The following is a 26022-nucleotide window of genomic DNA, read 5'->3' as shown; positions in this document are numbered from 1 at the left end:
GGGTCAGGTGCTGACCGAGGGCGTCCCCTCGACGGCGGCGGGCGGTGTGGTGCTGTCCCGGACCACGAGCGAGGTCGCGAGCTCGATCCGCCGCCCCTGCGACGAACCGGGCCGTGACCGCTCCTGTGCGATGAGCCGTACTCCCTCCGCGGCCATTTCCGCCAGGGGCTGGCGGACCGTGGTCAGCGGAGGGGCGAGCATCGTGCAGATCGTGGTGTCGTCGAACCCGACGACGGAGAGGTCCTCGGGGACGCGCAGTCCGCGCGCGCGGGCCATCTGGTAGACGCCGGCGGCCTGCCCGTCGGAGCCTGCGAAGACGGCGGTGGGCCGGTCCGGGAGGTCGAGCAGCGCGGAACCGTGGGCGACTCCGCCGGTGAGGAGGAAGTCCCCGTAGCGGGTGAGAGCGGGGTCGGGGGCGACGGAGAACTCACGGTGCGCGGCGAGGTAGCCCTCGTGCCGCTCGCGGGTGCACTGGATCTCGGCGGGCCCGCCGATGAACCCGATGCGCCGGTGCCCGAGTTCGAGGAGGTGCCGGGTGGCGGCGGCCCCTCCCGACCAGTTCGTGGCCCCGACCGTCGGGATGGTGGGTTCGCCGGTGCCCACCGGATCGAGCAGGACGAGCGGGGCCGACAGACCGGCCAGCGCGGCGATCTCGTCGTGGCGGGCGCGGGAGAGCACCAGGATCACCCCGTCCGTGGGGCGCGTCCTGCGGACGGTGATCCAGTCGCGGATGCTGAAGCGCGGGTGGCCGGTGGCCGTGAGCGCGAGCCGGTACCCGAGGCTGAACGCGGTGGTCTGCACCCCGGATATCAGCTCCCCCGCCCAGGGGGTGGCGATCCCCTCGATGAGGACGTCGAGGATGCCGTCCTGCGGCTGCTGCCGTCCCTTGCGCGCCACATATCCGGTCTCCTTCGCCGCCCGTGTGACGCGGCCCCGCGTCTCCTCGGAGATATCCGGTTTGTCGGCGAGGACCCGTGACACCGTGGAGATCGAGACCCCCGCCGCCTTGGCCACCGCCGCCATCGTTGCCCGACCGGTCATGCCGGCTCCCTCTCGTAGAGCGCACTGACGGTACGGCTGTACCGCAAATTCCCGCAAGAGTTGGCGGAATATTCCGCCAACTCCTCATGCAAACCACAGGTGGTCCGCGAGTTCCTATCCGATTCCTTGACACCCGTTTTTACCCGGACTTAGCGTCCGCGTCATGAATCCGCCGCAACTCTTGCGGGCGGTTGCAGAGATCCACTTGCCGGGAATTGCGGGACGGCCCGCCGAACGCGGAGAAGTGATACGTGTCTGCCCTCAATGACGAAGCGGTCGGCCTCGGGTTCGGTACGAGCGGGGAGGGCCGCGACGTCGACGACCTCGAACTCCCCGGCGCGCAGCGGACCCTCGTCGAGGCGGTCGTCGCCACCGGCACCCCGACGATCGTGGTCCCGCTGACCGGACGCGCCTATGCCGTCGGCTGGATGTTCGAGGGCGCCGCGGCCGTGGTGCAGGCCTTCTTCCCGGGGGAGGAGGGGGCGGGCGCCGCCGCCCGAGTGCTCAGCGGGCGCGTCAACCCGTCCGGCCGCCTGCCGATGAGCCTGCCGCGCGGGGCCGGTGCCCAGCCGTACAGCTGTCCGCACCCGCCGCTGGGCGGCGCGAGTTCCGTCACCCGGGTCGACACCGCGCCAGCCGTCCGCCACGGATTCGGCCTGAGCTGCACGGAGTTCGCCTACGAGGGCTTCGCGGTCGAGGCACCCCTGGTCGAGGCCGCCGGAGCGATCCGCCGCGCGGTCACCGTACGCAACACCGGGCGGCGCGGCGGCGCGAGCCCCGAGGGACACCTCCGTCACTCAGCCGCCCACCGCACCGCCCACGGCGTCCCCTGCCGCAGCGCCGTCCGCACCGCCTGCCGCGTCGTCCACCACCGCGCGCAGCCAGGAGAGTTGTCCGCGCACATGGACCGCGTCGCCCCCCTCGTGCCCGTTGAAGGGGTAGGTGTGCATCTCCCGGCGCGGTTCCCGGCCGGTCAGTTCGCCGTAGCGGTTGAAGGCGGCGAAGGCGCCGCTGGGCGGACAGACCGTGTCGCGCAGCCCGACACCGAAGTGCGCCGGTGCGTGGGCGCGGCGCGCGAAGGACGCCCCCTCCACGTAGGAGAGCGTGTGCAGCGCGGCGCCCACGGCCTCGCGGCGCACCGCGAGGTACGCGGCGATCTCGTCGTACGGCCCGGCGCCCGCGAGGTCCAGCGCGCGGCGGATCCCGCACAGCAGCGGAGCGCTCACCAGCACCGCCGTGAGGTCAGGGACGAGGCCGGCGACCGCCAGCGCCAGCCCTCCGCCCTGGCTGTTGCCGACCGCGGCCACCCGGGCGCCGTCCACGCCCGGCAGCGCGCGCACCGCGGCGACGGCGCGCACCGCGTCGGTGATCAGCCGCCGGTAGTGGTAGTCGCGCGGCGCGAGCAGGCCGCGCGCGGCGGGCCCGGGGCCACCGGGCGCGGAGGCGTGCGGGTCCGGGGTGTCACCACCGCACCCGTACCGGTCCCCCTGGCCCCTGTTGTCCATGAGGAGGTGCGCGAACCCGGCGGCGGGCCAGGTGATCCGCTCGTGCGGGAGCCCGCGCCCGCGCCCGTACCCCGCGTACTCGACGACGGCGGGCAGGGCGCGCGACACCCCGGCGGGGCGTGTGTACCAGGCGCGCACCGGTTCGCCGGCGAATCCGCGGAAGGCCACGTCCCACGTCTCGACCAGCCGCAGTCCGGTGTCCACGGGACACTGCGACACCACCGGGCCGGCCCCTTCCGCCTCCTCTTCCGCATCCTTCAGGGTGTCCCGCCAGAAGGCGTCGAAGTCGGCGGGCTCGTCGAGCACGGGGCGGTAGCGCTGCAACTCGTCCAGGGGGAGATCGAAGGCGGGCACGGCACCTCGCAGGGCGGTCGGGGACGGCGCACAGCCGTCCGGCCGTTCCGCTGTCCGGTCGAACATCTCCGGAGGACGGTAACAGCCCCTCTGCGGAGTTGACGCCCCCCGTGCGGGGCGACGGGCGCGCCAGGAACCACCTACGCACCACCCCCCTCTGCGGACGGGCCCCCGGGCCCGGCCACCCACTCCGCCCACACCACGGAGGCCCGGGCATGAGCACCTCCACCGCACTGGACCCACCGCCGGACGGCACGCGGAAACCGCCGCACCGCCCCCCGGAGCCGCGGCCGCCCGGCGGACACCGCCCGCCCGGCACGCCGCCCGTCGCGCGCCGCACCTGGCGCCAAGCACTGGGCCGCGACTGGCAGTTGTACTCGCTGGCGGTGCTGCCGCTGCTGTTCTTCCTGGTCTTCCGCTATCTGCCGATGATCGGGAACGTGATCGCCTTCCGCCGCTTCGAGCCGGGCGGTTCGATCCTGGGCGAGGACTGGGCGGGCCTGCGCTATGTGCGGATGTTCCTCAGCGACCCCACCTTCTGGCAGGTCTTCACCAACACACTGTGGCTGGGCACCCTCACGCTCGTGTTCTGCTTCCCGATCCCGATCGTGCTGGCGCTGCTGCTCAACGAGGTGCGCACCCGCGCGCTGAAACGGTTCGTGCAGTCGGTGTCGTACCTCCCGCACTTCCTCTCCGTCGTGATCGTCGCGGGCATCACGATGCAGATCCTCGCCACGGACGGCCCCGTCAACCACGCGCTGCGGACCTTCGGCCACGATCCGATCCCGTTCCTCCAGGAACCCGAGTGGTTCCGTACGGTCTACGTCGGCTCGGAGATCTGGCAGACCGCCGGCTGGGGCACCATCCTCTACCTCGCCGCGCTCACCACCGTCGACGACCAGCTGTACGAGGCGGCACGTATCGACGGCGCCAACCGCTGGCAGCAGATCCGGCACATCACCCTGCCCGGCATCCGCCCCACCATGATCACGCTGCTGATCCTCAACATCGGCACGTTCATGGCGGTGGGATTCGAGAAGATCATGCTGATCTACAACCCGCTGACCTACCCCACCGCGGACGTCATCTCCACGTATCTGTACCGCGCCGGGGTGGAGTCCAACAGCTTCAGCTACGCCGCCGCGATCGGCCTGTTCGAGGCGGTCATCGGCCTCGTACTGATCTTCTCCGCGAACCAGCTCTCGCGTCGCACGGTGGGGACGAGCCTGTGGTGACCACAACGGGCGGCCCCCGCCGCCGCGCCCCGCGCCCGCGCGTCTCGGTGCACCGGCCCTCCCGGGGCTACCGCGTCTTCCAAGGGGTGAACGGGCTGATCCTCACCGGGGTCGTCGCCGTGACCCTCTACCCCTTCGTGAACATCATCGCCCGCTCCCTCAGCGCGGAGGACCGGATCCGGGCCGGCCAGGTGAGCCTGCTGCCCGAGGGCTTCAACCTGACCACGTACCGCCTCGTCGTCTCGGACGGCATGTTCTGGCGGAACTACGGCAACACCGTCCTCTACACGGTGGTGGCCACGGTCATCGCCATGGTGCTCACCACCTGTTACGCGTACGTCCTCTCGAAGCGGCAGTTGAAGGGCCGTGGCGCGCTGATCGGCGTCGCCGTCTTCACCATGTTCTTCTCCGGCGGCCTGATCCCGAACTACGTCCTCATCACCAGCCTCGACATGAAGAACACACTGTGGGCGCTGGTGATCCCGAACGCGATCAGCGTCTTCAACCTGCTCGTGATGAAGGCGTTCTTCGAGGGGCTGCCGACCGAACTCGAAGAGGCCGCGCAGATCGACGGGCTGAGCACCTACGGCATTCTGCTGCGGGTCGTGCTGCCCCTTTCCAAAGCGGTGATCGCGACGATGGTGCTCTTCTACTCGGTCTCCTTCTGGAATTCCTGGTTCGGGGCCTTCCTCTACATGGACCGGGCCGAACTGATGCCGGTCACCGTCTATCTCCGCAACATGATCGCCGGCGCGACCGGCGGGGGAAACCTGGGTGCCGAGTCGGAGCAGCTCACCCAGGTGGGGGCGAACATCCAGGCCGTGACGATTCTGCTCACCGCCCTTCCCATCCTCGCCGTCTACCCGTTCGTCCAGCGCTACTTCGTCTCCGGCGTCACCCTCGGCGCGGTCAAGGGCTGACGAAAGAACCCGCTCCACCACGGAGGAACACCCGCATACGGAACAAAGGAGTATCCGTGAAGAACTCCGGACAGCTTTCGCGGCGGAGCCTGCTCGCCGCCGCCGGATTCGCCGGCCTCACCGTTCTCACCGGCTGCGGCAGCGGCGAGGCCGACGGGGACGCGAAGGACCTCGCGAGCAAACAGGCCGGCGCGATGAAGAAGTACGGCGTGGGTGACCAGTTCAAGGCCACCGAGCCGCTGTCCTTCACCATCCTCCACAACAACATGCCGACCTATCCGCTCAAGGACGACTGGCTCTTCTGGAAGGAGCTGACCCGGCGTACGGGCGTCACACTCAAGGCGACCGCCGTCCCGTACAGCGACTACGAGAAGAAGCGGGGTCTGCTCATCGGAGCGGGGGACGCGCCCTTCCTCATCCCCAAGACGTACCCGGGCGCGGAGACCGCGTTCGTCTCCTCGGGGGCCATCCTCCCGGTCAGCGAGTACGCGCACCTGATGCCGCACTTCCAGGACAAGGTCAGGAAGTGGGGGCTGGCGGCCGATCTGGACTCCGTCCGGCAGGCCGACGGCAGGTACTACCTCCTGCCGGGCCTGCACGAGAAGGTGAAGCCCGGCTACTCCCTCGCCCTGCGCACCGACGTACTGGAGAAGGCCGGGCTCGGCCTGCCGGCCACCTGGGACGAGGTCCACGCGGTGCTGAAGGACCTCAAGGAGGCCCACCCCGACGTGTATCCCTTCTCGGACCGCTGGAACCAGCCCGAGCCGGGCGGCGCGCTGCTCAACTTCCTCGCCCCGTCCTACGGCACCAAGGGCGGCTGGGGATACCAGAACGCCACCTGGGACGCCGAGGCGCGGCAGTTCGTCTTCACCGGCGCCATGGACGCGTACCGCGCGATGCTCACCTACCTGAGGAAGCTGGTCTCCGACGGGCTGGTGGACCCGGAGAGCTTCACGCAGTCCGACGACCAGGCCAAGCAGAAGCTCTTCGGCGGCAGGTCCTTCGTGATCAGCGGCAACCCGCAGGTCCTGGCGGACGAGTACCGCAAAAACCTGGCGAAGCAGATCAAGGGCGCCACGGTGGAGATGATCCCGGTGCCGATCGGCCCGGCCGGCCCGGTGGTGGCGGGCAGCCGCCTGGAGAACGGCATGCTGATCTCCAGCAAGGCCCTGAAGAGCGAGAACTTCGTCGCGCTGATGCAGTTCGTGGACTGGCTGTGGTACTCGGACGCCGGGCAGGAATTCGCCAAGTGGGGCGTCAGGAACGTCACGTACACGACCTCAGGACCCGGCCGGTACCAGCCCCTCGACGGCATCAAGGTCCTGGGACTGAACCCGGAGGCGGAGAAGGACCTGCAGAAGGACTACGGGTTCTCCAACGGCGTCTTCGCCTACGGCGGCACCTGGTCCCTGGTCGCGTCCTCCTTCACGGCGGACGAGAAGGCGTTCCAGGACTCGATGGCCCGGCGCGAGCGGCTCCCCGTCGAGCCGGCCCACCCGCTCCAGGCCATGGAGCAGGAGCAGGCCACGCTCTGGGAGACCCCGCTGAGGGACCACGTCAAGCAGAACACCCTCCAATTCGCGCTCGGCAGGCGGCCGTTGTCCGAATGGGACGACTACGTCGCCGAACTGAAGGCCAAGAACATGCAGCAGTTCGTCGACGTGACCAACAAGGCGTACGAACGGTTCAAGAAGGAGAACGGCTGACGATGCCGGGCCCGGCCCCGCACCACCGCACACCGGATCGGGCGGCCCGGCGGCGCACCCCGGGCCGCCGGACCGGACCGGAGAAGGAGTCAGGATGAGTACCCCCGAGGCGGCCCGCCGCCACACCTTCGGCACGGGAACGCTCTCCCGGGCCGCCGCCCTCGTCCACACCCTGCTCGTCACCCAGCTGATGGTCCTCGTGGCCGCCTCGCCCTGCCTCGTCGCCCTCCTCTTCCTCGCCCGGAGTGCGTCCAACCTGCCGCTCGCCGCCGTCTGTCTGCTGCCGCTCGGCCCCGCCCTGTCCGCCGCGCTGTACGCGCTCCACCGCCGCGGCCGGGACCTCACGGAGCTCCGTCCGGCCCGAGCGTACACGCGCGGCTGGCGGCTGAACGCCGTGCCCGTGCTCAAGCTGTGGGCGCCGCTGCTCGGCTGGCTCTCGGTCATCGGCTTCTCGCTCGCCCGCTTCCCCGCCGCGGGGCTGCCCCGCTGGTGGGCCTGGCTGTTGGCGCTGACCGGCCTGGTGTCGGTGCTGTGGGGCACGTACGCGCTCGTGCTCGCCTCGCTCTTCACCTTCCGCACCGCCGACACCGCCCGACTGGCCGCGTATCTCCTGCTCCGGCACGGCGGGGCCACTCTCGGCACCGCCTCCCTGCTCGCCCTCGCCGCCGGCCTCACCGTGCTCTTCACCGAGGCCCTGCCCGCCCTGCTCGCCGCGCCGCTGCTGCTCTGCCTGCTGAACACGACCCGCCCGGTGATCACCGAGGCCCAGGAGGACTTCACCGTATGACCACCCCCGAGACCGACAAGATCGCCTACGGTGGCGACTACAACCCGGAGCAGTGGCCCGAACCCGTGTGGGACGAGGACCACCGCCTCTTCCGCGCGGCCCGTATCGACACCCTCACGGTCGGTGTCTTCTCCTGGGCGCTCACCCAACCCGCCGAGGACACCTACGACTTCACCGTCCTCGACCGCATCCTCGACCGCGCCGCAGCCGAGGACCGGCGCGTGTGCCTCGCCACCGGCACCGCGGCCCTCCCGCCCTGGCTGGCCCGCGCCCATCCCGAGGTCAACCGCACCGACTTCGAGGGCCGCCGCCACCGCTACGGACAACGCCACAACTTCTGCCCCGGCTCACCCGCGTACCGCCGGCTCTCCGCCGCCCTCGCGGACCGCCTCGCCGAGCGCTACGCCGCCCACCCGGCCCTGCTCGCCTGGCACATCAACAACGAGTACGGCGGGGCCTGTTACTGCGACCGGTGCGCCGCCGCGTTCCGCGTCTGGCTGCGCGAGCGGTACGGCGCCCTCGACGCCCTCAACGACGCCTGGTGCACGGCCTTCTGGTCGCACCGCTACACGAACTGGGAGGAGATCGAGGCGCCCAGCGCCCTCACCGAGCACTGGCGCGGACCCGACCACACCGCCTTCCAGGGCATCACCCTGGACTACCACCGCTTCACCACGGACGCCCTCCTCGGCTGCTTCCTCGGCGAGAAGGAGGCGATCCGCGCCCATGACCCGGACACACCGGTCACCACCAACTTCATGGGCGCCTACCGCCCGCTGGACTACCACCGCTGGGCGCCCCATCTCGACTTCGCCTCCTGGGACAGCTATCCGCCGCTCGACGCCCCGCCCACCCGGGCCGCCCTCGGGCACGACCTGATGCGCGGTCTCAAGGACGGCGCGCCCTTCTGGCTCATGGAGCAGACCCCCTCCACCACCGCCTGCCGCGAGGTGAACCCGCTCAGGCGCCCCGGTGAGCTGCGGCTGGCCACCTGGCAGGCCGTCGCCCACGGCGCCGACGCCGCCCTGTACTTCCAGCTGCGCGCCTCGCGCGGGGCCTGCGAGAAATACCACGGCGCGGTCATCGGCCACGCCGGCCGCGAGGACACCCGCGTCTTCCGTGAAGTTGCCGATCTGGGAAGGGAGTTGGCGGAGCTGGGCCCGGCCACGCTCGGCGCCCGCACCCCGGCCCGTACCGCGCTGCTCTTCGACTGGGACAGCTGGTGGGCACTGGAGCTCTCGGACGGGCCGTCCCGCCTCGTCCGCTACCAGGACGTGGTCCACACCTACTACCGGGCCGCCCGCGCGGCGGGCGCGGACGTGGATGTGGTGGCGGTCACCGCCGACCTCACCCCGTACGACGTGGTCATCGCCCCCGTCCTGCACATGGTGAAGGGCGATCTGGCCCCGCGCCTGGAGGCCGTCGCCGCGCGCGGCGGCACCGTCCTGACGACGTTCCTCTCCGGCCGCGTCGACGAGCACGACAACGCGTTCCTCACCGATGTCCCCGGCCCGCTGGCCGGTCTCCTGGGCGTCCGCGTCGACGAGTGGGACGCCCGCCCGGCCGGCACCGCCAACCCGGTCGTGCTCGGCACGGGCGACGAGGCCCTGCACACCGAGGCACGCCTGGTCTTCGAGATCGTGCTGCCGAGGGGCGCCGAGCCGGTCGGCACCTACCGGGCCGACTTCTACGCGGGAACCCCGGCCGTCACCCGCCACCCCGTCGGCGCGAGCGGGGGCGAGGGCTGGTACGTCGCGACCGCACTCGACCAGCCGGGCGTCGACTGGGTGGTACGCCGCGTCCTCGCCCGCCACGGACTCGTCGGCCCGTACGCGGACCACCTGTCAGTCGAGACCGCCGCCCGCACCGCCCCCGACGGCACCCGGCTGCTCTTCCTGCTCAACCACGCGCCCGAACCGGTGTCCGTGACCGCCCACACCACGGCCGTGGACCTGCTCACCGGCAAGCGGGCCGAGCGCGGTGAGACGCTCACACTGGACCCGTACGGAGTCCGTGTGCTGCGTCCGGAGCAGGGCCGCGCCCACTGACACCCGGCGGCCCCGGGACGGCCACCGCCTCCCCGGGGCCGCCGCGTGGTCAGTGGATGCGGCGCCCGTGGGCGTCCGGCACGCCGGACTTCCGGAAGAAGTACGTGTTGATGTGGTCGCGCCACTCGCGGGCGCCGCGCACCTGCTCCTCATAACGCTCCGCGGCCCGGCCATGGCGGGCCGGTTCCACCAGGTCCGCGAGTCCGGCCCATACGCGGCGCGCCTCCTCGGCCTCCGCCACCCCGTCGAAGTGGGTGTCGTAGATGTGCTGGATCACCGTCCTGCCGCTGTGCAGCACATGTCCGTACGGCACATGGTGGAAGAAGAGGAGCAGTTCGTCGGGGCAGGTCCCGGGCGACTCGTACACCTCCGCCCACGGCTTCGCGTACTGCCCCGCGAACCCGGTGCCGGTCGCCCGGCTGCGGTCGACGCCGACGCCGTCCCGGTCGGCGAAGTGGTAGGTGCCCCAGGGGCTGTACTCGTAGCCGTCCACACTCGGCCCGTAGTGGTGCCCCGGCTGCACCATGAAGCCGACGCCGAGCGGCGCCGTGTACTTCTCGTACGTGTGCCACGAGCCGTCCAGGACCGCGTGCAGCCCCTCGCGCAGCCGCCCGGGGTCGGCGCTCTCCCCGGGGACGAAGGTCAGCTCGATCCACTCGCGCAGCACCGCGCGCGGGTCGGCGTCGGGCTGCCAGGCCAGCCGGCCCACCGCGTACAGGTTGGCCTGAGCCAGCGGATGACCGGTCCAGAACGGGTCGTCACCGGCGTTCGACACCGCCACCAGGCCGCCGCCGCGCGCCAGTTCCCCGACGTCCGGGTGCGACGCGCCCTCGGGACGGAACCGCAGGACATCGCTCCACATCGGCCCGAGCCAGCACACGTGCCGCTGCTGTCCCGTGTACTCCTGGGTGGCCTGCACCTCCACCGCGAGGCGGGTGTCCGGCATCGCGCCGATCACGGGGGAGACGGGCTCGCGCGCCTGGAAGTCCAGCGGCCCGTGCTTCACCTGGAGCACCGCGTTCGGCGCGAACTCGCCGTCCAGCGGCACGAAGTGGTCGTAGGCCGCGCGGGCCCGGTCCGTCGACCGGTCCCGCCAGTCCTGCCGGTGGTCGTAGACGAAGGCCCGCCAGTGCACCGTACCGCCGTACGGGGCGAGCGCCCCGGCCAGCAGGTTGGCGCCGTCCGCGTGGCTGCGGCCGTAGGTGAACGGGCCGGGCTGCCCCTCGGAGTCGGCCTTCACCACGTACCCGCCGAAGTCGGGCACCGCCGCGTACACCCGGCGGGTCGTCTCCGCCCACCAGCCGGGCACCGCCTCGTGCAGCGGATCGGCGGTCGGCAGGCCGCCGAGCAGGACGGGAGAGGCGAAGGAGACCGACAGATGTGTCCGGATCCCGTACGGGCGCAGGGCGTCCGCGATCGCGGCCACCTCACCGATCCGGTCGGTCAGCAACCGCGCCTCGGCCCGGTGCACGTTCACATTGTTCACGGCCACCGCGTTGACGCCGCACGCGGCCAGCAGCCGGCCGTACCGGCGCACCCGCTCCAGCTCGTCCCGCGAGCCCCGGGCCAGGCCGTCCCGCCAGAACAGCGAGCCGCCCGCGTAACCCCGCTCCACCTGGCCCATCACCGGATGGACGGCGACGTTGTCCCAGTGGTCCAGCATCCGCAGCGCCAGCGCCGGGCGGTGCACCTCGCGGGGCCGCTCGCCCCGGAAGGCCGCCTCGCCGAGCCGCACCAGATGGAAGAGCCCGTACAGCAGCCCGGCCTGACCTCCGGCCGTCACCCGGGTCACACCGTCGGCCCGTACCAGCGCGAACCCCTCACCGCCGAGGGCGTCCTGGCCGTCGCCCCCGGCCACCTCCACCACCACGTCGTACGGCATGTCCGGAGTCCACGCGTTTCGAGTCCGCGCGTCCCTGACGACCTGCCCCCCGAACCGGGCGCAGGCGTCCGCCACTTCACCGTGCACCGTCTCCACCAGCGGCCCCGTCCCGGCGATCAGGGTGCGCCGGGAACCGATCGGGCGGAAGACCTCGGGCGGCAGCCACGCCGGGTCGACGCCGCCGGGCGGTGCGGGTGCGGGTTCAGGTACGGGGACGGGTTCGGGCGCGGATACCGTCACTGAGCCTCCTGGTCGGTGTGCGCGGACGGTGACAGGTGACCCTCACACCAGGAACAGGGAGCGGAGATACGCCGACACGTCGGCCGGTGTGCCCCCCTCCTGGAGGATCCTCCGCTGCCGGCCGGCCCAGGAGCCACGCGTGCGCAGGTCCAGCAGCAGATCGCTGACGAGGGCGAGGTCCCCCGCGTCCGACAGGGCGGGAGTGACGTGCTTCACCAGCCGTTCCACCAGGGTCCAAGCGGGGAGCGGGCGTCCGGTGGACACGTCCAGGGCGTCGCCCTCCAGTCCGTACCGGGCGGCCTGCCAGTGGGCGGCGGTCAACAACTGCTCGGAGACCGAGGGGACTTGGGCATCCCGTTCCACCGCCTGGAGGCAGGTGGCGACCAGCGCGCGGGCCAGCCCCGCCAGCATGATCTCGGTGTCGCTGGTGGGGCAGACATCCATGACCCGTATCTCGATGGTGGGCACGTCCTCGGAGGGACGGGCGAACCAGTACGCCATCTTCCGGTCGAGGATCACCCCCGAGGCGACCAGGCTGTCGAGGAGGGCGTCGTACTGACCCGCGTCGGCGACCAGCGGAGCCGGACCTGCCACCGGTGTGTAGGCCCACCACATTGACCGAAAGCTCGCGTATCCGGTCTCCTCTCCCAGCATGATGGGGGAGTTGGCCGCCAGCGCCTGGAGTGTGGGCAGCCAGGGCCGGAGGTGGTTGTTCACCCGGACGGCGTGTTCCCGGTCGGGCATGCCGACGTGGACATGCAGGCCGCACGGGATATGACCGAACACGTGGGCGCCGTACTTCCGGTGGATCGCGCGGTAGCGGGAGCTCCCGGTCGGCGGCATGTACGGCCCGGCCAGCAGCTCCGTTCCGCACGCCAGCACCGCGCAGCCGGCCGCCTCGGCGGCGGCCGCGGCGGTGGCGCGCAACGCGCGCATGTCGTCGGCGAGCAGGGAGAGTTCGCGATGCGGCTCCGTCACCGCCTCGATCAGGGCCGAGGACACCTCCGGCTGGAGCCGGCGGGCGGGTCCGGCGGACGACGCGGCGGCGCTCACCGCCTCGAAGGCGGGAACGGCCGCCCCGCTGCCCGGATCGACCAGGAAGAACTCCTCCTCGGCACCGACAGTGAGCGGTTGCGCCATGAGGTTCCCCTCCCGGGCTGCGGAGCTTCGAGTATGTGCGCGGCGGGGCCCCCGCCGCCATACCCCCTCATCCGTAACCGGCCACTCCAACTTCCCCGGTTTACACGGCAGTTGCCGATCTCCCCGCGCGTCAGCCGGAGCGCAGGGTACGGCCGAACAGGTCGAGCAGGGCGGTCCAGTGGCGTTCCGTCGCCTCGGCGCTGTACATCGCCGTGTCGGCCTGGGTGAAGCCGTGGTGGGCGCCGGCGTAGACCTCGGACCGGTGGTGGACACCGGCCGCGCCGAGGGCCTTGCCGAGGCGGTCGATCTGCTCGGCCGGGTTGGTCCGGTCCTGATCGGCGTGGCCGAAGTAGAGCTCGGCGGTGATCCGGTCGGCCGACAGGTGGGGGCTGTCCGGGGCGTCGGTCGCGAGGTACGCCCCGTGGAAGCCGGCCGCGGCCGCCACGCGCTCCGGGTGTCCCCCGGCGGTGCGCAGGGCCAGGCCGGCGCCCATGCAGTAGCCCGTGACCCCCGCCGCGCCGCCCGTGGTCAGGGGGTGGGCCGCCAGCCAGTCGAGATAGACACCGGCGTCCCGCACGGCCCCCTCGGGGGTGAGAGTCCGGGCGGCGGGGCGGATGCTCTCGAAGATCTCCGGGCGGTCGGCGGGGTTGATGAAGTCGGGCAGCTCCACCACGGGAGCGCGGCCATGGCGGTAGAAGACATTGGGGACCAGGACGGTGTAACCGGCGGAGGCGAGGCGGTCGGCCATGGACCTCAGGTGGGGGCGGAGCCCGAAGGCGTCCATGTAGAAGAGCACGGCGGGGTGCGGGGCGCCGTCGTCCGGGTGCGTGAGATAGGCGTCGGCGGTTCCGTCCGGGGTGGTGATGTCGACGGAGGATCCGTGCGTGCCGGCCATGAGGAGTCCCTCTTTCGGTTCGGATGAACGGGCGAGCCGAGAGTGTGCCGCGGGGCGCCGGGCGGTCGTCCTCTCACGGATCGCCGGGCCGGGACGAACAGTTCGGTTCGCGGATGGGAGCAGTCTGCGACTGCCCGGCGGGCAAGTCAAACAAACTTGTTTGTATGTACGCTGCTCGCCATGCGAAGGACAGGCGCGGAAGCGAGGCAGCGGATCCTTGAGGCGGCCATGGACGAATTCATCCGCCACGGCGTGGGCGGCGCCCGAGTCGACCGGATCGCGCGGAACGCCGGGGCGAGCAAGGAACGGCTCTACGCGTACTTCGGCGACAAGCGGACGCTGTTCGACGAGGCCGTGCGAGGCGCCGTGGAGCGCAGCTCGATGGCCGTCGGGATCGACGACGGCGACCTCGTGGAGTACGCGGGCCGGCTCGCCGGGCACTTCTTCCGGCACCCGGACGACCTGCGGATGATGGCCTGGATGCGGCTGGAGGAGGAGTGTGAACGCGCCCTGAGGACGGGCGACGTCCGCGCGCACGCGGAGCGGAAGATCGAAGCGGTACGGCGGGCCCAGGCCGCCGGTACCGTCGACGGGGCGTGGGATCCCGGGGAACTCCTCCAGTTGATCCTCGCGACCGCCACCTACTGGGCACGGGCCTCCGGGACCGACGGCCTGTCGGAGGAACACTGCGTCGCGGTCGTCCGGGACGCGGTACGACGCCTCGTCGCGCCGCGCTGACCGGACCCTGCCCTCGGAGTCCCCGGCGAGGCCTCCGCCGCCGCATGGCCGTGGCGCGCGTGTGTCAGGGCCCCGGGACCGTCACGGCACGGGTAGTTTCGGGGCGGTCGAGCGTTGTCCGCCGCCGGAGCGAGGTGGGTCCGTGCCGTTGCTGTCCTTCACTCGTGTGCTGAAACGGCTGCTCGGCGGTGAGCGGTGGCAGCGTCTTCACGTACGGGCGGCCGGCTGGGCCGTGGTCGCGGTGGCCGTCGTGCTGCTGGCCGGTTCGTGGATCATCGTCCCGTTCGAGCGGTCGGCGCCGCATGCGACCATCACGTCCTTCCCGCTCGCGCTGTGGTGGTCCGTCGAGACCGCCTCCACCGTCGGGTACGGCGACCTGTATCCGGTCACCGCGCCGGGCCGGGTCATCGCCTCGGTGGTACTCCTCGCCGGGATCTCCGTGTTCAGCGTCGTCACGGCGGCCGTCGCCACCTGGTTCGTCGGTGACGCCGGGCACGACCTGCACGAACTGGCCGCCGTGTTCGAACGCGCCGCACACGGCGGGCGGGCCGGGATCTCGCACGATGTGCGCGCCCTCCACGACCGGCTCGACCGCATCGAGCACCTGCTCACCCCGCACGGCACCGGGCGGCCGCCGGAGCCCCCCGGCCCCCGCCCGACCGGCGACGGCTGACAACGGCGGGAGGCCGGGGCGGCGGGACCGGCGCGGTGGGTGACCGTGCCGGCGGGCGGGTCGGCGGCCGCCCGCCGGACGCCTGTGAGGGGATCGGCCGCGACGCTTCCGCGCGGATCACCCGGGTACGAGTACGGCCCGCCCCCGCACCTGCCCGCGCCGCAGCCGCCCGAACGCCTCGGCCGCGGCGGAGAGCGGGAACCGCTCGGTCTCGACATGGAGCGCACCCGAGCGTGCCAGCGCCACGACCTCGGCCAGCTCGGCCCGGGTGCCCCAGAACGGCAGCGAGAGCCGGCAGCCCGGTGGGAGGGCGCCCGGTTTGCGGACCGTCAGCCGGCCACCGCCGCTGCCGACCACCGCGAGCTCCCCGCCGGGGCGCAGGACGCCGGTGGCGAGCTCCAGGGAGGCGGTCGTGCCGGCGAAGTCCAGGACCGCGTCGGCTCCCACCCCTCCGGTCCGCTCCCTCAGCACCCGCGCGGTGTCCTCCCGCGCCAGCGTGGCGAAGTGGGCGCCCGACCGGTGGGCGAGGGCGAGCGCGCTCTCGCGGATGTCGACCGCCAGCACCCGGCTCGGGGTGGTCGCGCGCAGGATCTGGACCGCCAGATGACCGAGCCCGCCGACGCCGATGACCACGGCGGTGGTGCCCTCGCCGAGCGCCTCCCGTACCCCCGCGATCGCGTGGTAGGAGGTCAGCCCCGCGTCGGAGAGCGGCGCCGCCCGGTCGGCCGGCAGGTCGCCGATCGGTACCAGATACCGGGCGGAGGGGACGCGTACGTACTCGGCCATCCCGCCGTCCCGGCCGAGTCCGGCACCGTGCCAGTCCAGTTCGCCGCGCCGGTCGCAGTAGTTGTCGCGGCCCGCCGCGCAGCGGTCGCACTCCCCGCAGCCCCACGGGCCGTACACCACGACACGTTCACCGGCGGTCCGTCCGGCGGCGTCCGGGCCCAGCGCCGCGATCTCCCCGGCCACCTCGTGCCCGAGGGTGAACGGCAGCCGGTAGGGGAGCGCGCCCGCGGGGCCGTCCACGATGTGCAGATCGGAGTGGCAGAGCCCGGTGGCCGCCACGCGCACCACCACCTCGGCGCCCCGCGGTACGGGGCGCTCGACCGTCCCGTACGCCGGTTCCTCTCCCCAGGCCGTCATCCGTACGGCCCGCATGGTGGCCGCCGGGGGTCTTGTCAGTCCCATGCCGTGACGGTAACAGAGACGAAGTCAGTTCAATATGGGTCGCGGAGCGCGCATCTTGCCCGTCCGGGGATCCGGCACGTACCGTTCATGAATTGAGTTCAATTTCAAGTATCCCTGTGCCGCCTCCGTCCCAGTCCCGTACCCGAGCGCATTGGAGACCCCATGAGCCCCCGTCCGCACGAAGGCGCCCCGCGTCTCCTGCCCGAAACCGAGGAGCAGCGGGAGCTCCGCACCGTCCTGCGGGACTTCTTCGCCGACACCCATGGCTCCGAGGCGCTCCGTGAGCAGTCCGCCACCCCGCGCGGTCACGACGAGCGGCTCTGGACGCGGATGGCCCGCGAGATCGGCGTGCACGGGCTGGCGATCCCCGAGGAGTACGGCGGGGCCGGCTTCACCTTCGCCGAGCTCGCCGTGGCGCTGGAGGAGTCCGGCCGCGTCCTGTCCCCCGCGCCGCTGCTGCCCACGGTGGTCCTCGCCGCGCACGCCCTGCTGTACAGCGGTGACCGGGCCGCGTGCGAGCGCCACCTGCCGCGGATCGCCGACGGCACGCTCACCGCCACCGTGGCCGGTTTCGGGGACGGCGCCGAGGACCGTGCGCCCGATGTCGGCGCCGAGCGCGGCGGCTCGGGCTGGGTGCTGCGGGGCGCGGCCGACTTCGTACTCGACGGGGCCGGCGCCGAACTGCTGCTGGTGCGGGCCCGAACGGCCGACGGGCCCCGGCTGTTCGCCTGCGAGCCGGATTCGGACACCTGCGTACGGACGGAGCGCCGCGTCCTGGACGGGACGCGGCGCCAGGCGCTGGTGGAGTTCCGCGGCGCGCCCGCGACGCCGGTCGGCGCGTCGGGCGAGGTGACGGCGGCCCTCGACGCCGGGCGGGCCGGGCTCGCCGCCGAGCAGGTCGGCGGCAGCGCCCACGCGCTGGAGGACACGGTGCGCTTCGTGCGGGAACGTACCCAGTTCGGCCGGCCGATCGGCTCCTTCCAGGCGGTCAAGCACCGGCTCGCCGATGTGCTCGTCGCGCTGGAGGCGGGGCGCTCGGCGTCCGCGTACGCGACCGCCTGCGTGGCCGCCGCCTCGCCGAGGCTGCCGGAGGCCGCGAGCGCCGCCGCCGCGGTCTGCTCGGAGACCTTCCTGCTGGCGACCGCGGAGTACGTCCAGCTGCACGGCGGGATCGGTTTCACGTGGGAACACCCGGCGCACCTCTATGTGCGCCGCGCGCGCAGCGCCGAGGTGCTGTTCGGCACCGCGGACCAGCACCGGGCCCGGCTCGCCGGGCTGATCGGCCTCCCGGCCGCGTGACGGCTCGCGCGGCACCGTCGAGCATGTCGAATTTGGTTCAGTGAGGTGAGGGAGTTCCCCGATCCCGCCCGGTTCAACCACCCTTTCCGTGAAGTGAACCGATGTCGAGTTCGGGGTTGACAGGGGACCGTCGGCTCCCCAGAATCGTAGTGAATTCAGTTCAGTTTGGGGAGTGAGAGATGGCAGTGGAAGACGAGATCCAGTTCGAGCGTGACGGTCATGTCGCCCGTGTCTGGCTCAACCGCCCGTGGAAGAAGAACTGCGTCACCGTGCCGATCCTGGACCGGCTCGACGAGATCGTGACCGAGGTGGACGAGGACCCCGAGCTGCGGGTCCTCGTGCTGCGCGGTCGCGGCGGCACCTTCTGCTCGGGCTTCGACCTCGACAGTCTGAAGGCCGAGTACGTCGGCAAGTCGAACGCCATCGACGTGGCGGTGAAGTCCGCCAAGGTGTGCGACCGCCTCTACTCGATGAAGACCCCCTCCGTCGCCGTCCTGGAGGGCCATGTCACCGCGGGCGGATTCGAGCTCATGATCTCCTGCGACTTCGCCATCGCCGCGGACGACGCCAAGATCGGCGACTTCCACATCCGCCGCTCGCTCTTCGGCGGGGCCGGCCCGATCTACCGCGTGCCGCGCATGATCGGCATCCGCAAGACCAAGGAGCTGATGCTCACCGGCAAGCTGCTCTCCGGTATCGAGGCCACCGACTTCGGACTGATCAACAAGTCCGCCCCGGCCGGTGAACTCGACGCGACGGTCGAGGACTTCATCGGGGACCTCGTCGACAAGAGCCCGTTCATGATGTGGCTCACCAAGATGACGATCGACCGGAGCCTGGACGCCGACGTCCAGTCGCTGATGGTCATGGAGCACCTCGCCGTGGGAGTGGCGCTCAACTCCGAGGACGCGAAGGAAGGCGTCTCGGCGTTCCTGGAGAAGCGCGAGCCGAAGTGGCAGGGGCGCTGAACCCCATGACCACACCTCCGCGGAGCGCGCCCGCCGGACTGGCGGGCGCCCACTGTCCCCGCTGCTCGGTGTCGCTCTACCCCGCGGACGACACGTGCCCGCGCTGCGGAGGGCCGGCCGACCCGGCGGCCCTGTCCGGCGCGGGCACCCTGTGGACCTGGACGGTGCAGCGCTACGCGCCCAAGTCACCGCCGTACCAGCCCCCGCCCGGCGGCTTCGAGCCGTTCGCGCTCGGCTACGTCGAGCTGGCGGCCGGGGTACGGGTCGCCGCCGTGCTCGACGTCGACGACCTCGACGGGATCCGGATCGGCACGCCGATGACGGTGACGGCCGGCGACGGAGTGCCGCGGGCCCGCCCCACGGTCCCCGGCGAGGAGGGAACATGACCACCGACGTCCTCATCTGCGGTGCCGGGCGCACCCCCTTCGGCCGGTCCGAGCTGAGCGGCCGGCAACTGGCCGTCGCCGCGGTGAACGCCGCGCTGACGGACGCCGGGACCGAATGGCCCCGGGTGCGCGCCGCGTTCGGCGGCAGCGACAGCGCCGGTCTCGCCGACACGCTCGTCGCCCAACTCGGCCTCACCGGCGTGCCGTTCGTCAACGTCAAGAACGGCTGCGCGACCGGTGGCAGCGCCCTGCTCTCCGCGGCGAACGCGATCCGCTCCGGCATGGCCGATGTCGCCCTCGCCGTCGGCTTCGACAAACACCCGCGCGGCGCCTTCGACCCACGCCCCGAGGACTGGGGCCTGGGCCAGGAGTACGGCACCGACGGACTGATGGTGACCACCCAGTTCTTCGGCATGAAGATCCAGCGCTACATGTACGACCACGGGATCACCCCGCGGAGCCTCGCCCTGGTCGCGGAGAAGGCGTACCGCAACGGCGCCCGGACGCCCGAGGCCTGGCGGCGCGAACCGGTCCCGGCCGCCGAGATCCTGGACTCCGCCATGGTCAGCGACCCGCTGACACGCTTCATGTTCTGCTCCCCGGGGGCCGGCGCGGCGGCGCTCGTCCTCTGCTCGCCCGAGGCCGCCCGTACCATGAACGGCCCCCCGGTCACCCTGCGTTCGGTCGCCGTACGCACCCGGCGCTTCGGCTCCTTCGAGGTGTTCAGCCCGTCGGTCCCGGCGGGCGAGCCGACCAGCGTCAGCCGGGACGCCTCGGCCGCCGCGTTCGAGGAGGCGGGGATCGGCCCGGCCGACGTGGACGTCTGCCAGCTCCAGGACACCGAGAGCGGCGCCGAGATCATGCACATGGCCGAGTGCGGCTTCTGCGCGGACGGCGAACAGGAGAAGCTGATCGCCGCCGGTGCCACCGGAATCGACGGCTCGCTGCCGGTCAACACCGACGGCGGCTGCATCGCCAACGGGGAACCCATCGGCGCCTCCGGGCTGCGCCAGGTCTACGAGATCGTCCAGCAACTGCGTGGCCGGGCCGGCGCCCGCCAGGTGCCCGGCGGACCCAGGACCGGCTTCACCCATGTGTACGGCGCGCCCGGCGTCAGCGCCTGCACGGTGCTGTCCCGCTGATATCAGGTGGAGGAGGAAGAGATGAGTGACGACCCGTCCCCAGCGGAGTTCCGCGACCGGGCCAGGAGCTGGCTCGCCACGGTCGCCCGGCCGGCCGCCGCGGACGGCGGATGGGGCAGCGGCTCCGACTCCGTCGCCGTGTTCGAGAACTGGACCGAGCGGGAGGAACACGAACACACCGCCCGTGTCCAGGAGTGGGAGCGGCTCCGGTACGACCAGGGCTGGGGCGCGCTCAACTGGCCGCAGGAGTACGGGGGCCAGGGCCTGCCCGGCTACTACGAGCAGCTCTACCGCGCCGAGGAGGCCGCCTTCGAGGTGCCCCGGCGCGCCGAGGTCTTCCCGGTGACCCAGCAGCTCGTCGCCCCCGCGGTCGGCGTCTGGGGCACCGAGGAGCAGAAGCGGCGCTGGCTGCGGCCGCTGCTCCGGACGGACGAGCTGGCCTGCCAGCTCTTCTCGGAGACGGAGGCCGGCTCCGACCTCGCCGCGGTACGGACGAGGGCGGAGCGCGACGGCGAGAACTGGGTGCTCAACGGGCACAAGGTGTGGACCTCCGGCGCCCGGGTCGCCACCTGGGGCGTCGCCGTGTGCCGCACCGACCCGGAGGTACGCAAGCACGCCGGGATCACCGTGTTCCTCGTCCGCATGGACGCCCCCGGCGTGATCGTACGGCCGATCCGGCAGATGACCGGCGGCGCCAGCTTCAACGAGGTCTATCTCGACGACGTGGTCGTGCCCGACACCGACCGGCTCGGACCCGTCGGCGAGGGCTGGCGGGTCACGCTCACCGTGCTGGCCGCCGAGCGGCTCGACTCCGGGAGCCTCGGTCTGGACAACGCCGACCGGGCGCTGCGGCTCGCCGCCCACCCGCCCCGCCCGCTCACCGACGGCGAACGCGTCCGGGCCGCCGACCTCCACATCCGCGCCCTGGTGCAGCGGCTCATCGGACAGCGGGTCACCGCCGCCCTCGTCGCCGGCCGCGAGCCCGGCGCGGAGGCCTCCGTCGGCAAGCTGTACGCGACCGGCACCATGCGGCGCACCAGCGACCTGGTGTCGGAGCTGCTGGGCCCCCGCCTGGTCGCCGACACGGGGGAGTGGGGCACGTACGCCTGGACGGAGCATCTGCTCGGCGCGCCCGGCTACCGCATCGCGGGCGGCACGGACGAGATCCAGCGCACCATCCTCGCCGAGCGCGTCCTCGGCCTGCCCAAGGAGCCCTCCCGATGACCACGGCCCCGCCGTCCCCGACGCTGGCCGCCCGGGTCCGCGACCGGCTCGCCGCCCGCCATCCCGGCGTGACCGTAGGGGAGTTGAAGGTACTGCCGGGCGGCCACTCCGGGCTGACGTACTCGGTCGGCGCCGGGGACACGGCGTACGTCGTCAAAGCGGTGCCGCCCGGCCGGGAGCCGGTCGGACGCAACGACGTGCTGCGTCAGGCCCGGGTCCTGCGCGCCCTCGCCGGCGGCCCGGTGCCGGTGCCCGGCGTCGCCGTCGTCGACGAGACGGCCCCCGGCTGGTTCGCGATGGACTTCGCCGCCGGGGAGGCCGTCGAACCCGTACTCGACACACCGGAGGTGCCCGCAGGGACGGCACGGGCGCGGATGCTGGAGATCGCCTCCGTGCTGCGGCGGCTGCACGGCACCGATCTCCGTACGCCGGGGCTCGACGCGCCGCCACCGCTCGACCCGGCCGGCGAACTGGCCAGGTGGAGTCGCACCATGCAGGCCGTACCCGCCGAACTGCGGCCCGGAGCGGAGCAGTTGCTCACCCTTCTCGCCGACCGGGTGCCTCCCGGCCTGTCGCCGGTGCTGCTGCACGGGGACTTCCGGCTCGGCAACGTGCTGTGCGCCGGGGAGCGCGCGGTGGCCGTGGTCGACTGGGAGATCTGGAGCGCCGGAGACCCGCGCACCGACCTCGGCTGGTTCCTGCTCTTCGCCGACCACCGCAACTTCCCCGCGCTGGGACGCGCCGTCCCGGGCCTGCCCACCGAGGACGAACTGCTGGCGGCGTACCTCGACGGCCGGCCGACACCGCCCGCGATGGCCTGGTTCCGGGCGCTGGGCCGCATGAAGATGGCCGCGATCATGGGCCACAACCTGCGCAGGCACCGCGAGGGCCGGCACCACGACCCGGACCAGGAACGGCTGCCGCCCACCATCGCCGCGATGATCCGCACCGCCCGCGACCTTCTCGGCTGATCCCCCGACCGGCCGGGCCGCGCCGACCACGCCACACACCGCACCGCACAGGGCACGTACGCCGGGCCAGCCGCCGGCGAGGAGGAGCAATCGTGGACTTCGGACTCTCGCCACGCGCGAGCGAACTCCAGGACCGTATGCGGTCCTTCATGGAACAACACGTCTACCCCGCGGAGAGTGTGTACGACCGGCAGCTCGCCGCCGCGGCCGATCCCCACGCGCTGCCGCCGGTGATGACCGAGCTGAAGGAGAAGGCACGGGCCGAGGGCCTGTGGAACCTCTTCCTCGCGCACGGCGACTGGGGCGCGGGACTCACCAACCTCGACTACGCGCCCCTCGCCGAGCTGGCCGGCCGCTCCCTCATCGGCCCCGAGGTCTTCAACTGCTCGGCGCCCGACACCGGGAACATGGAGCTGCTCGCGCTGTACGGCACCCCCGAGCAGCAGGACCGCTGGCTGCGGCCGCTGCTGACCGCCGAGATCCGGTCCTGCTTCGCGATGACCGAACCCGAGGTCGCCAGCTCCGACGCCCGCAACATCCGTACCCGCATCACCCGCGACGGCGACAGCTACGTCGTGAACGGCCGCAAGTGGTACACCTCCGGGATCATGGACCCGGACTGCCGGCTGATCATCCTGATGGGTAAGACCGACCCGGACGCGCCCGCCTACCGGCAGCAGTCCATGGTGCTGATCCCCCGTGACACCCCGGGCGTCACGGTCCTGCGCGACCTGCCCATGTTCGGCTACACCGACCGCCTCGGCCACGGCGACGTGCTCTTCGAGGACGTCCGCGTCCCCGCGGCGAACATCCTCGGCGGCGAGGGCGAGGGATTCGCACTCGCCCAGGGACGGCTGGGACCGGGCCGCATGCACTACGCGATGCGCGCCGTCGGCTTCGCCGAACGCGCCCTCCAGCTGATGTGCGAACGCGCCACCGCGCGGATCGCCTTCGGCGGCCCGCTCGCCGACCAGGGCGTGGTCCGTGAGTGGATCGCCCGCAGCCGCATCGAGATCGAGCAACTGCGCCTCCTCGTCCTGAAGTCGGCCTGGCTGATGGACACCGCGGGCAACGCCGCCGCCCGTACCGAGGTCGCCGCCATCAAGGTGGCCGCGCTGGAGATCGCCCACAAGGTGGTCGACCGCGCGGTCCAGACGCACGGCGCGGCGGGCGTCAGCGACGACACCGTACTGGCCCGGCTGTACGCCATCACCCGGGCGCTGCGCATCGCCGACGGCCCCGACGAGGTGCACCTGCGGACGATCGCCCGCCGGGAACTCGCCCCCTACCGGGACAGCGGCACCAAGGCCGGTGCGGCATGAGCACCCGGACGCTCGACGGCCGGGTCGCCGTCATCACCGGCGGCTCCCGCGGCATCGGCCTCGGCATCGCCGCCGCCTACCGGGCGGCCGGCGCGCATGTGGTGATCGCGGCGCGCAAGGCGCCCGGACTCGCCGAGGCCCGCGCGCACCTGCTGGGCATCGAGGGTGACGGGGAGATCCACACGGTCGTCGCCAACGCGGGCGAACCCGACCAGGCCGAGGCCTGCGTCGACACCACCATGAGCCGCTTGGGCCGTGTCGACATCCTCGTCAACAACGCGGCGACCAACCCGTACCACGGCGACCTGCTCGACCTCGACCTGCCGCGGGCCGAGAAGACCGTACGGGTCAACCAGTACGGGATGGTCGCCTGGACCCGCTGCGCCTGGCGGGCGTCGATGGCCGAGCACGGCGGAGCGGTGATCAACATCGCCTCCGTCGGCGGGCTCGTCGTCGACCCGCACATCGGCTACTACAACGCCACCAAGGCCGCCATGCTGCACATGACCCGGCAGCTCGCCTACGAACTCGGCCCCCGCGCCCGGGTGAACGCCATCGCGCCCGGACTGATCAAGACCGAGCTGGCGCGCGCGGTGTGGGAGGCCCGCGAGGACATCCTCACCGCCGCGCTGCCGATGCGCCGCCTCGGCACCGTCGAGGACGTGGCGAACGCGGCGCTGTTCCTGGCCTCCGACGCCTCCTCATGGATGACCGGCCAGACCCTGGTGCTCGACGGCGGCGCCACCGCCCTGCCGATCGGGGTGGCCGGATGAGCGCGCCGCGCCCCGCCGCCGAACTGTTCTCGCTGGAGGGCAGGACGGCGATCGTCACCGGCGCCTCCGCCGGGCTCGGCGGGCGTTTCGCCACCGTCCTCGCCCAGGCGGGCGCCACCGTGTTCGCCGCGGCCCGCCGCACCGGCCCGCTCCGGGAACTCGCCGGGTCGCACCCCCGGATCCACGCCGTCACCTGCGACGTCTCGGTGGCGGCCGACCGTGTCCGACTGGTGGAGACGGCGCTGGCCGCCGGTGGCCGGATCGACGTCCTCGTCAACAACGCCGCCATGCCCGGCGCGACCCGCGCCGAGGAGGAGTCCCCGGACGCCTTCGCCGACGTCCTCGGCGTCAATCTCACCGCGCCCTTCCACCTCGCCCGGCTCACCGCCGAGGCACCCGCCGGGGAGCGTGTGGGCGGACCGAGCATCGTCAACGTCTCCTCCATCCTCGGCCTGGTCTCCGCCGCCCCCCTCGGCGGTGCGAGCTACGCGGCCTCCAAGGCCGGACTGATCGGGCTCACCCGCGAACTGGCCGGACAGTGGGGCGCCGCCGGAACCCGCGTCAACGCGCTGGCCCCCGGCTGGTTCCGCACCGAGATGACCGCGGACCTCTTCGGCGACGAGCGCTCCGCCCGCTGGGTCGGACGCAACACCCTGCTGGGCCGCGGCGGCCACGCCCACGAACTCGACGGCGCGCTGCTCTTCCTCGCCTCGGACGCGTCCTCGTACTGCACCGGACAGATTCTGACCGTCGACGGCGGATGGACGGCGCGATGAGGGTCTCCACCGACATCCAGGACAACGGTCTCGCCCGGCTGACCCTGCGGCGCGGCGAGGCCGGCAACGCCATCGACCTGGCGATGGCGCGCGAACTGCTGGACGCCGCGCGGGCGTGCGCGCGGGCGGACGTACGGGCCGTCCTGCTCACCGGAGAGGGCAGGTCCTTCTGCGTCGGCGGCGATCTGCGGGAGTTCTCCGCGCTCCCGGCCGAGGAGCTGGAGAGCCACCTGACGGCGGTGACCGGCGCGCTCCACGGCGCGCTGCGCGTCCTCACCGCGCTGGACGCGCCGCTGGTCGCCGCCGTACAGGGCCCGGTCGCCGGGGCGGGGCTCGGGCTGGCGGCCGTCGCCGACATCACGCTCGCCGCCGGCAATGCCACGTTCACCGCCGCCTACACCGGCATCGGCTACTCGCCGGACGCCGGGGTGAGCTGGTCGCTGCCCCGCCTCGTCGGGCCGAAGCGGGCGCTGGACCTGCTGCTGACCAACCGCCGGGTACCGGCGGCGGAAGCCGAGGTGATCGGACTGGTGACCCGGGTGGTCGACGCGGACCGGCTGACCGCCGAGGCCGAGCGGACGGCCGAGGCCCTGCGCCGCGGACCCACCGCCGCCTTCGGCGCCACCCGTCGCCTCGTCGCCGCCGGTCCGCTGACGGAACTGGGCCCGCACCTGGACAGCGAGGCACGGGCGATCGCCGCGGCGGCCGCCTCCCCGACGGGCCGCGAGGGCGTCGCCGCCTTCCTCGGCAAGCGCGCACCGGACTTCGCGGGCACCTCGTACGAGCCCTGATCCCCCCGCCACGGGCCC

General features: G+C 72.6%; 23 protein-coding genes and 1 pseudogene. 18 read left to right on the top strand and 6 right to left on the bottom strand.

Annotated features, from left to right (window positions below; translation table 11 throughout):
• Nucleotides 1–3 precede the first annotated feature (3 nt).
• Nucleotides 4–1041 carry a LacI family DNA-binding transcriptional regulator gene (locus ACFTZC_RS15815; protein WP_382889908.1) on the bottom strand — a complete coding sequence of 346 codons (1038 nt, stop codon included), beginning with the start codon at nt 1039–1041 and terminating at the stop codon, nt 4–6.
• Between the two features lie 251 nt (nt 1042–1292).
• Here ACFTZC_RS15815 and ACFTZC_RS15810 point away from each other — a divergent pair.
• Nucleotides 1293–1604 (top strand): annotated as a pseudogene (locus tag ACFTZC_RS15810) (glycoside hydrolase family 3 C-terminal domain-containing protein); the annotation flags it as partial.
• A gap of 234 nt (nt 1605–1838) precedes the next feature.
• Here ACFTZC_RS15810 and ACFTZC_RS15805 read toward each other — a convergent pair.
• Nucleotides 1839–2900: an acetylxylan esterase gene (locus ACFTZC_RS15805; protein ID WP_382890015.1), complete on the bottom strand. Its 1062-nt coding sequence runs from the start codon at nt 2898–2900 to the stop codon at nt 1839–1841.
• A 215-nt stretch (nt 2901–3115) separates the two neighbouring features.
• On the opposite strand from ACFTZC_RS15805, the gene ACFTZC_RS15800 reads away from it, so the two are divergent.
• The 5 genes from ACFTZC_RS15800 (at nt 3116) to ACFTZC_RS15780 (ending at nt 9596) form a co-directional block, all read left to right on the top strand.
• Nucleotides 3116–4135 carry an ABC transporter permease gene (locus ACFTZC_RS15800; RefSeq protein ID WP_382889906.1) on the top strand — a complete coding sequence of 340 codons (1020 nt, stop codon included), beginning with the start codon at nt 3116–3118 and terminating at the stop codon, nt 4133–4135.
• A 47-nt stretch (nt 4136–4182) separates the two neighbouring features.
• A complete protein-coding gene (locus tag ACFTZC_RS15795) occupies nt 4183–5055 on the top strand; it encodes a carbohydrate ABC transporter permease (RefSeq protein WP_382890013.1) in 873 nt (290 codons plus the stop codon).
• A gap of 56 nt (nt 5056–5111) precedes the next feature.
• Nucleotides 5112–6761 (top strand): extracellular solute-binding protein, encoded by a 1650-nt coding sequence (locus ACFTZC_RS15790; RefSeq protein ID WP_382889904.1) that lies wholly within the window; start codon nt 5112–5114, stop codon nt 6759–6761.
• A gap of 94 nt (nt 6762–6855) precedes the next feature.
• On the top strand, nt 6856–7548 hold the full coding sequence (locus ACFTZC_RS15785) for a hypothetical protein (RefSeq protein ID WP_382889902.1): 693 nt from the start codon (nt 6856–6858) through the stop codon (nt 7546–7548).
• Nucleotides 7545–9596 (top strand): beta-galactosidase, encoded by a 2052-nt coding sequence (locus tag ACFTZC_RS15780; RefSeq protein WP_382889900.1) that lies wholly within the window; start codon nt 7545–7547, stop codon nt 9594–9596. Before ACFTZC_RS15785 ends, ACFTZC_RS15780 begins: the two co-directional genes overlap by 4 nt.
• Nucleotides 9597–9645: 49 nt before the next feature.
• Here ACFTZC_RS15780 and ACFTZC_RS15775 read toward each other — a convergent pair whose 3' ends face one another.
• The 3 genes from ACFTZC_RS15775 to ACFTZC_RS15765 all read right to left on the bottom strand — a co-directional run bounded on the left by ACFTZC_RS15775 (nt 9646) and on the right by ACFTZC_RS15765 (nt 13753).
• Nucleotides 9646–11718 (bottom strand): alpha-glucuronidase, encoded by a 2073-nt coding sequence (locus ACFTZC_RS15775; RefSeq protein ID WP_382889898.1) that lies wholly within the window; start codon nt 11716–11718, stop codon nt 9646–9648.
• A gap of 42 nt (nt 11719–11760) precedes the next feature.
• Nucleotides 11761–12858: a glutamate--cysteine ligase gene (locus ACFTZC_RS15770; RefSeq protein WP_382889896.1), complete on the bottom strand. Its 1098-nt coding sequence runs from the start codon at nt 12856–12858 to the stop codon at nt 11761–11763.
• 130 nt (nt 12859–12988) lie between these two features.
• Nucleotides 12989–13753, bottom strand: coding sequence for a dienelactone hydrolase family protein (locus tag ACFTZC_RS15765; protein WP_382889894.1), 765 nt, complete (start codon nt 13751–13753; stop codon nt 12989–12991).
• A gap of 180 nt (nt 13754–13933) precedes the next feature.
• Here ACFTZC_RS15765 and ACFTZC_RS15760 point away from each other — a divergent pair, with 180 nt between their 5' ends.
• Nucleotides 13934–14491, top strand: a complete 558-nt coding sequence (locus ACFTZC_RS15760) for a TetR family transcriptional regulator (RefSeq protein ID WP_382889892.1) — start codon at nt 13934–13936, stop codon at nt 14489–14491.
• 142 nt (nt 14492–14633) lie between these two features.
• A complete protein-coding gene (locus ACFTZC_RS15755; protein WP_382889890.1) occupies nt 14634–15164 on the top strand; it encodes a potassium channel family protein in 531 nt (176 codons plus the stop codon).
• A 117-nt stretch (nt 15165–15281) separates the two neighbouring features.
• On the opposite strand, the gene ACFTZC_RS15750 is transcribed toward ACFTZC_RS15755, so the two are convergent.
• On the bottom strand, nt 15282–16322 hold the full coding sequence (locus ACFTZC_RS15750) for an NAD(P)-dependent alcohol dehydrogenase (RefSeq protein WP_382890011.1): 1041 nt from the start codon (nt 16320–16322) through the stop codon (nt 15282–15284).
• A 192-nt stretch (nt 16323–16514) separates the two neighbouring features.
• Between ACFTZC_RS15750 and ACFTZC_RS15745 the strand changes: the two genes are divergently transcribed.
• The 10 genes from ACFTZC_RS15745 to ACFTZC_RS15700 all read left to right on the top strand — a co-directional run bounded on the left by ACFTZC_RS15745 (nt 16515) and on the right by ACFTZC_RS15700 (nt 26004).
• On the top strand, nt 16515–17651 hold the full coding sequence (locus ACFTZC_RS15745; RefSeq protein WP_382889888.1) for an acyl-CoA dehydrogenase family protein: 1137 nt from the start codon (nt 16515–16517) through the stop codon (nt 17649–17651).
• A 179-nt stretch (nt 17652–17830) separates the two neighbouring features.
• The gene (locus tag ACFTZC_RS15740) at nt 17831–18619 is read left to right on the top strand and encodes an enoyl-CoA hydratase/isomerase family protein (protein WP_382889886.1); all 789 of its coding nucleotides are present in this window, start codon (nt 17831–17833) and stop codon (nt 18617–18619) included.
• Nucleotides 18620–18624: 5 nt separating this feature from the next.
• Nucleotides 18625–19005 (top strand): Zn-ribbon domain-containing OB-fold protein, encoded by a 381-nt coding sequence (locus ACFTZC_RS15735; protein ID WP_382889884.1) that lies wholly within the window; start codon nt 18625–18627, stop codon nt 19003–19005.
• Nucleotides 19002–20147 carry a thiolase family protein gene (locus tag ACFTZC_RS15730; RefSeq protein ID WP_382889882.1) on the top strand — a complete coding sequence of 382 codons (1146 nt, stop codon included), beginning with the start codon at nt 19002–19004 and terminating at the stop codon, nt 20145–20147. Before ACFTZC_RS15735 ends, ACFTZC_RS15730 begins: the two co-directional genes overlap by 4 nt.
• Before the next feature lie 21 nt (nt 20148–20168).
• A complete protein-coding gene (locus ACFTZC_RS15725) occupies nt 20169–21371 on the top strand; it encodes an acyl-CoA dehydrogenase family protein (protein ID WP_382889880.1) in 1203 nt (400 codons plus the stop codon).
• Nucleotides 21368–22342 (top strand): phosphotransferase family protein, encoded by a 975-nt coding sequence (locus ACFTZC_RS15720; protein ID WP_382889878.1) that lies wholly within the window; start codon nt 21368–21370, stop codon nt 22340–22342. The genes ACFTZC_RS15725 and ACFTZC_RS15720 overlap by 4 nt, the downstream gene beginning before the upstream one ends.
• Before the next feature lie 92 nt (nt 22343–22434).
• Nucleotides 22435–23664: an acyl-CoA dehydrogenase family protein gene (locus ACFTZC_RS15715; RefSeq protein WP_382889876.1), complete on the top strand. Its 1230-nt coding sequence runs from the start codon at nt 22435–22437 to the stop codon at nt 23662–23664.
• A complete protein-coding gene (locus tag ACFTZC_RS15710) occupies nt 23661–24437 on the top strand; it encodes an SDR family oxidoreductase (RefSeq protein WP_382889874.1) in 777 nt (258 codons plus the stop codon). The genes ACFTZC_RS15715 and ACFTZC_RS15710 overlap by 4 nt, the downstream gene beginning before the upstream one ends.
• Nucleotides 24434–25213, top strand: coding sequence for an SDR family NAD(P)-dependent oxidoreductase (locus ACFTZC_RS15705; protein WP_382889872.1), 780 nt, complete (start codon nt 24434–24436; stop codon nt 25211–25213). Before ACFTZC_RS15710 ends, ACFTZC_RS15705 begins: the two co-directional genes overlap by 4 nt.
• Nucleotides 25210–26004: an enoyl-CoA hydratase/isomerase family protein gene (locus ACFTZC_RS15700; protein ID WP_382889870.1), complete on the top strand. Its 795-nt coding sequence runs from the start codon at nt 25210–25212 to the stop codon at nt 26002–26004. The genes ACFTZC_RS15705 and ACFTZC_RS15700 overlap by 4 nt, the downstream gene beginning before the upstream one ends.
• Nucleotides 26005–26022: the final 18 nt, after the last annotated feature.

The sequence above is a fragment of the Streptomyces sp. NPDC056987 genome (assembly GCF_042673865.1).
Classification (GTDB): domain Bacteria; phylum Actinomycetota; class Actinomycetes; order Streptomycetales; family Streptomycetaceae; genus Streptomyces.
Note: the sequence above shows the minus strand (reverse complement) of the source record. Positions and strands in the feature narration are given on the sequence as shown.

Coding starts and splice junctions, on each gene's coding strand:
- ACFTZC_RS15815 (WP_382889908.1), bottom strand. CDS start 1,041: ATGACCGGTCGGGCAACGATGGCGGCGGTGGCCAAGGCGGCGGGGGTC.
- ACFTZC_RS15800 (WP_382889906.1), top strand. CDS start 3,116: ATGAGCACCTCCACCGCACTGGACCCACCGCCGGACGGCACGCGGAAA.
- ACFTZC_RS15785 (WP_382889902.1), top strand. CDS start 6,856: ATGAGTACCCCCGAGGCGGCCCGCCGCCACACCTTCGGCACGGGAACG.
- ACFTZC_RS15780 (WP_382889900.1), top strand. CDS start 7,545: ATGACCACCCCCGAGACCGACAAGATCGCCTACGGTGGCGACTACAAC.
- ACFTZC_RS15770 (WP_382889896.1), bottom strand. CDS start 12,858: ATGGCGCAACCGCTCACTGTCGGTGCCGAGGAGGAGTTCTTCCTGGTC.
- ACFTZC_RS15765 (WP_382889894.1), bottom strand. CDS start 13,753: ATGGCCGGCACGCACGGATCCTCCGTCGACATCACCACCCCGGACGGA.
- ACFTZC_RS15760 (WP_382889892.1), top strand. CDS start 13,934: ATGCGAAGGACAGGCGCGGAAGCGAGGCAGCGGATCCTTGAGGCGGCC.
- ACFTZC_RS15750 (WP_382890011.1), bottom strand. CDS start 16,322: ATGCGGGCCGTACGGATGACGGCCTGGGGAGAGGAACCGGCGTACGGG.
- ACFTZC_RS15745 (WP_382889888.1), top strand. CDS start 16,515: ATGAGCCCCCGTCCGCACGAAGGCGCCCCGCGTCTCCTGCCCGAAACC.
- ACFTZC_RS15740 (WP_382889886.1), top strand. CDS start 17,831: ATGGCAGTGGAAGACGAGATCCAGTTCGAGCGTGACGGTCATGTCGCC.
- ACFTZC_RS15735 (WP_382889884.1), top strand. CDS start 18,625: ATGACCACACCTCCGCGGAGCGCGCCCGCCGGACTGGCGGGCGCCCAC.
- ACFTZC_RS15730 (WP_382889882.1), top strand. CDS start 19,002: ATGACCACCGACGTCCTCATCTGCGGTGCCGGGCGCACCCCCTTCGGC.
- ACFTZC_RS15725 (WP_382889880.1), top strand. CDS start 20,169: ATGAGTGACGACCCGTCCCCAGCGGAGTTCCGCGACCGGGCCAGGAGC.
- ACFTZC_RS15720 (WP_382889878.1), top strand. CDS start 21,368: ATGACCACGGCCCCGCCGTCCCCGACGCTGGCCGCCCGGGTCCGCGAC.
- ACFTZC_RS15710 (WP_382889874.1), top strand. CDS start 23,661: ATGAGCACCCGGACGCTCGACGGCCGGGTCGCCGTCATCACCGGCGGC.
- ACFTZC_RS15705 (WP_382889872.1), top strand. CDS start 24,434: ATGAGCGCGCCGCGCCCCGCCGCCGAACTGTTCTCGCTGGAGGGCAGG.
- ACFTZC_RS15700 (WP_382889870.1), top strand. CDS start 25,210: ATGAGGGTCTCCACCGACATCCAGGACAACGGTCTCGCCCGGCTGACC.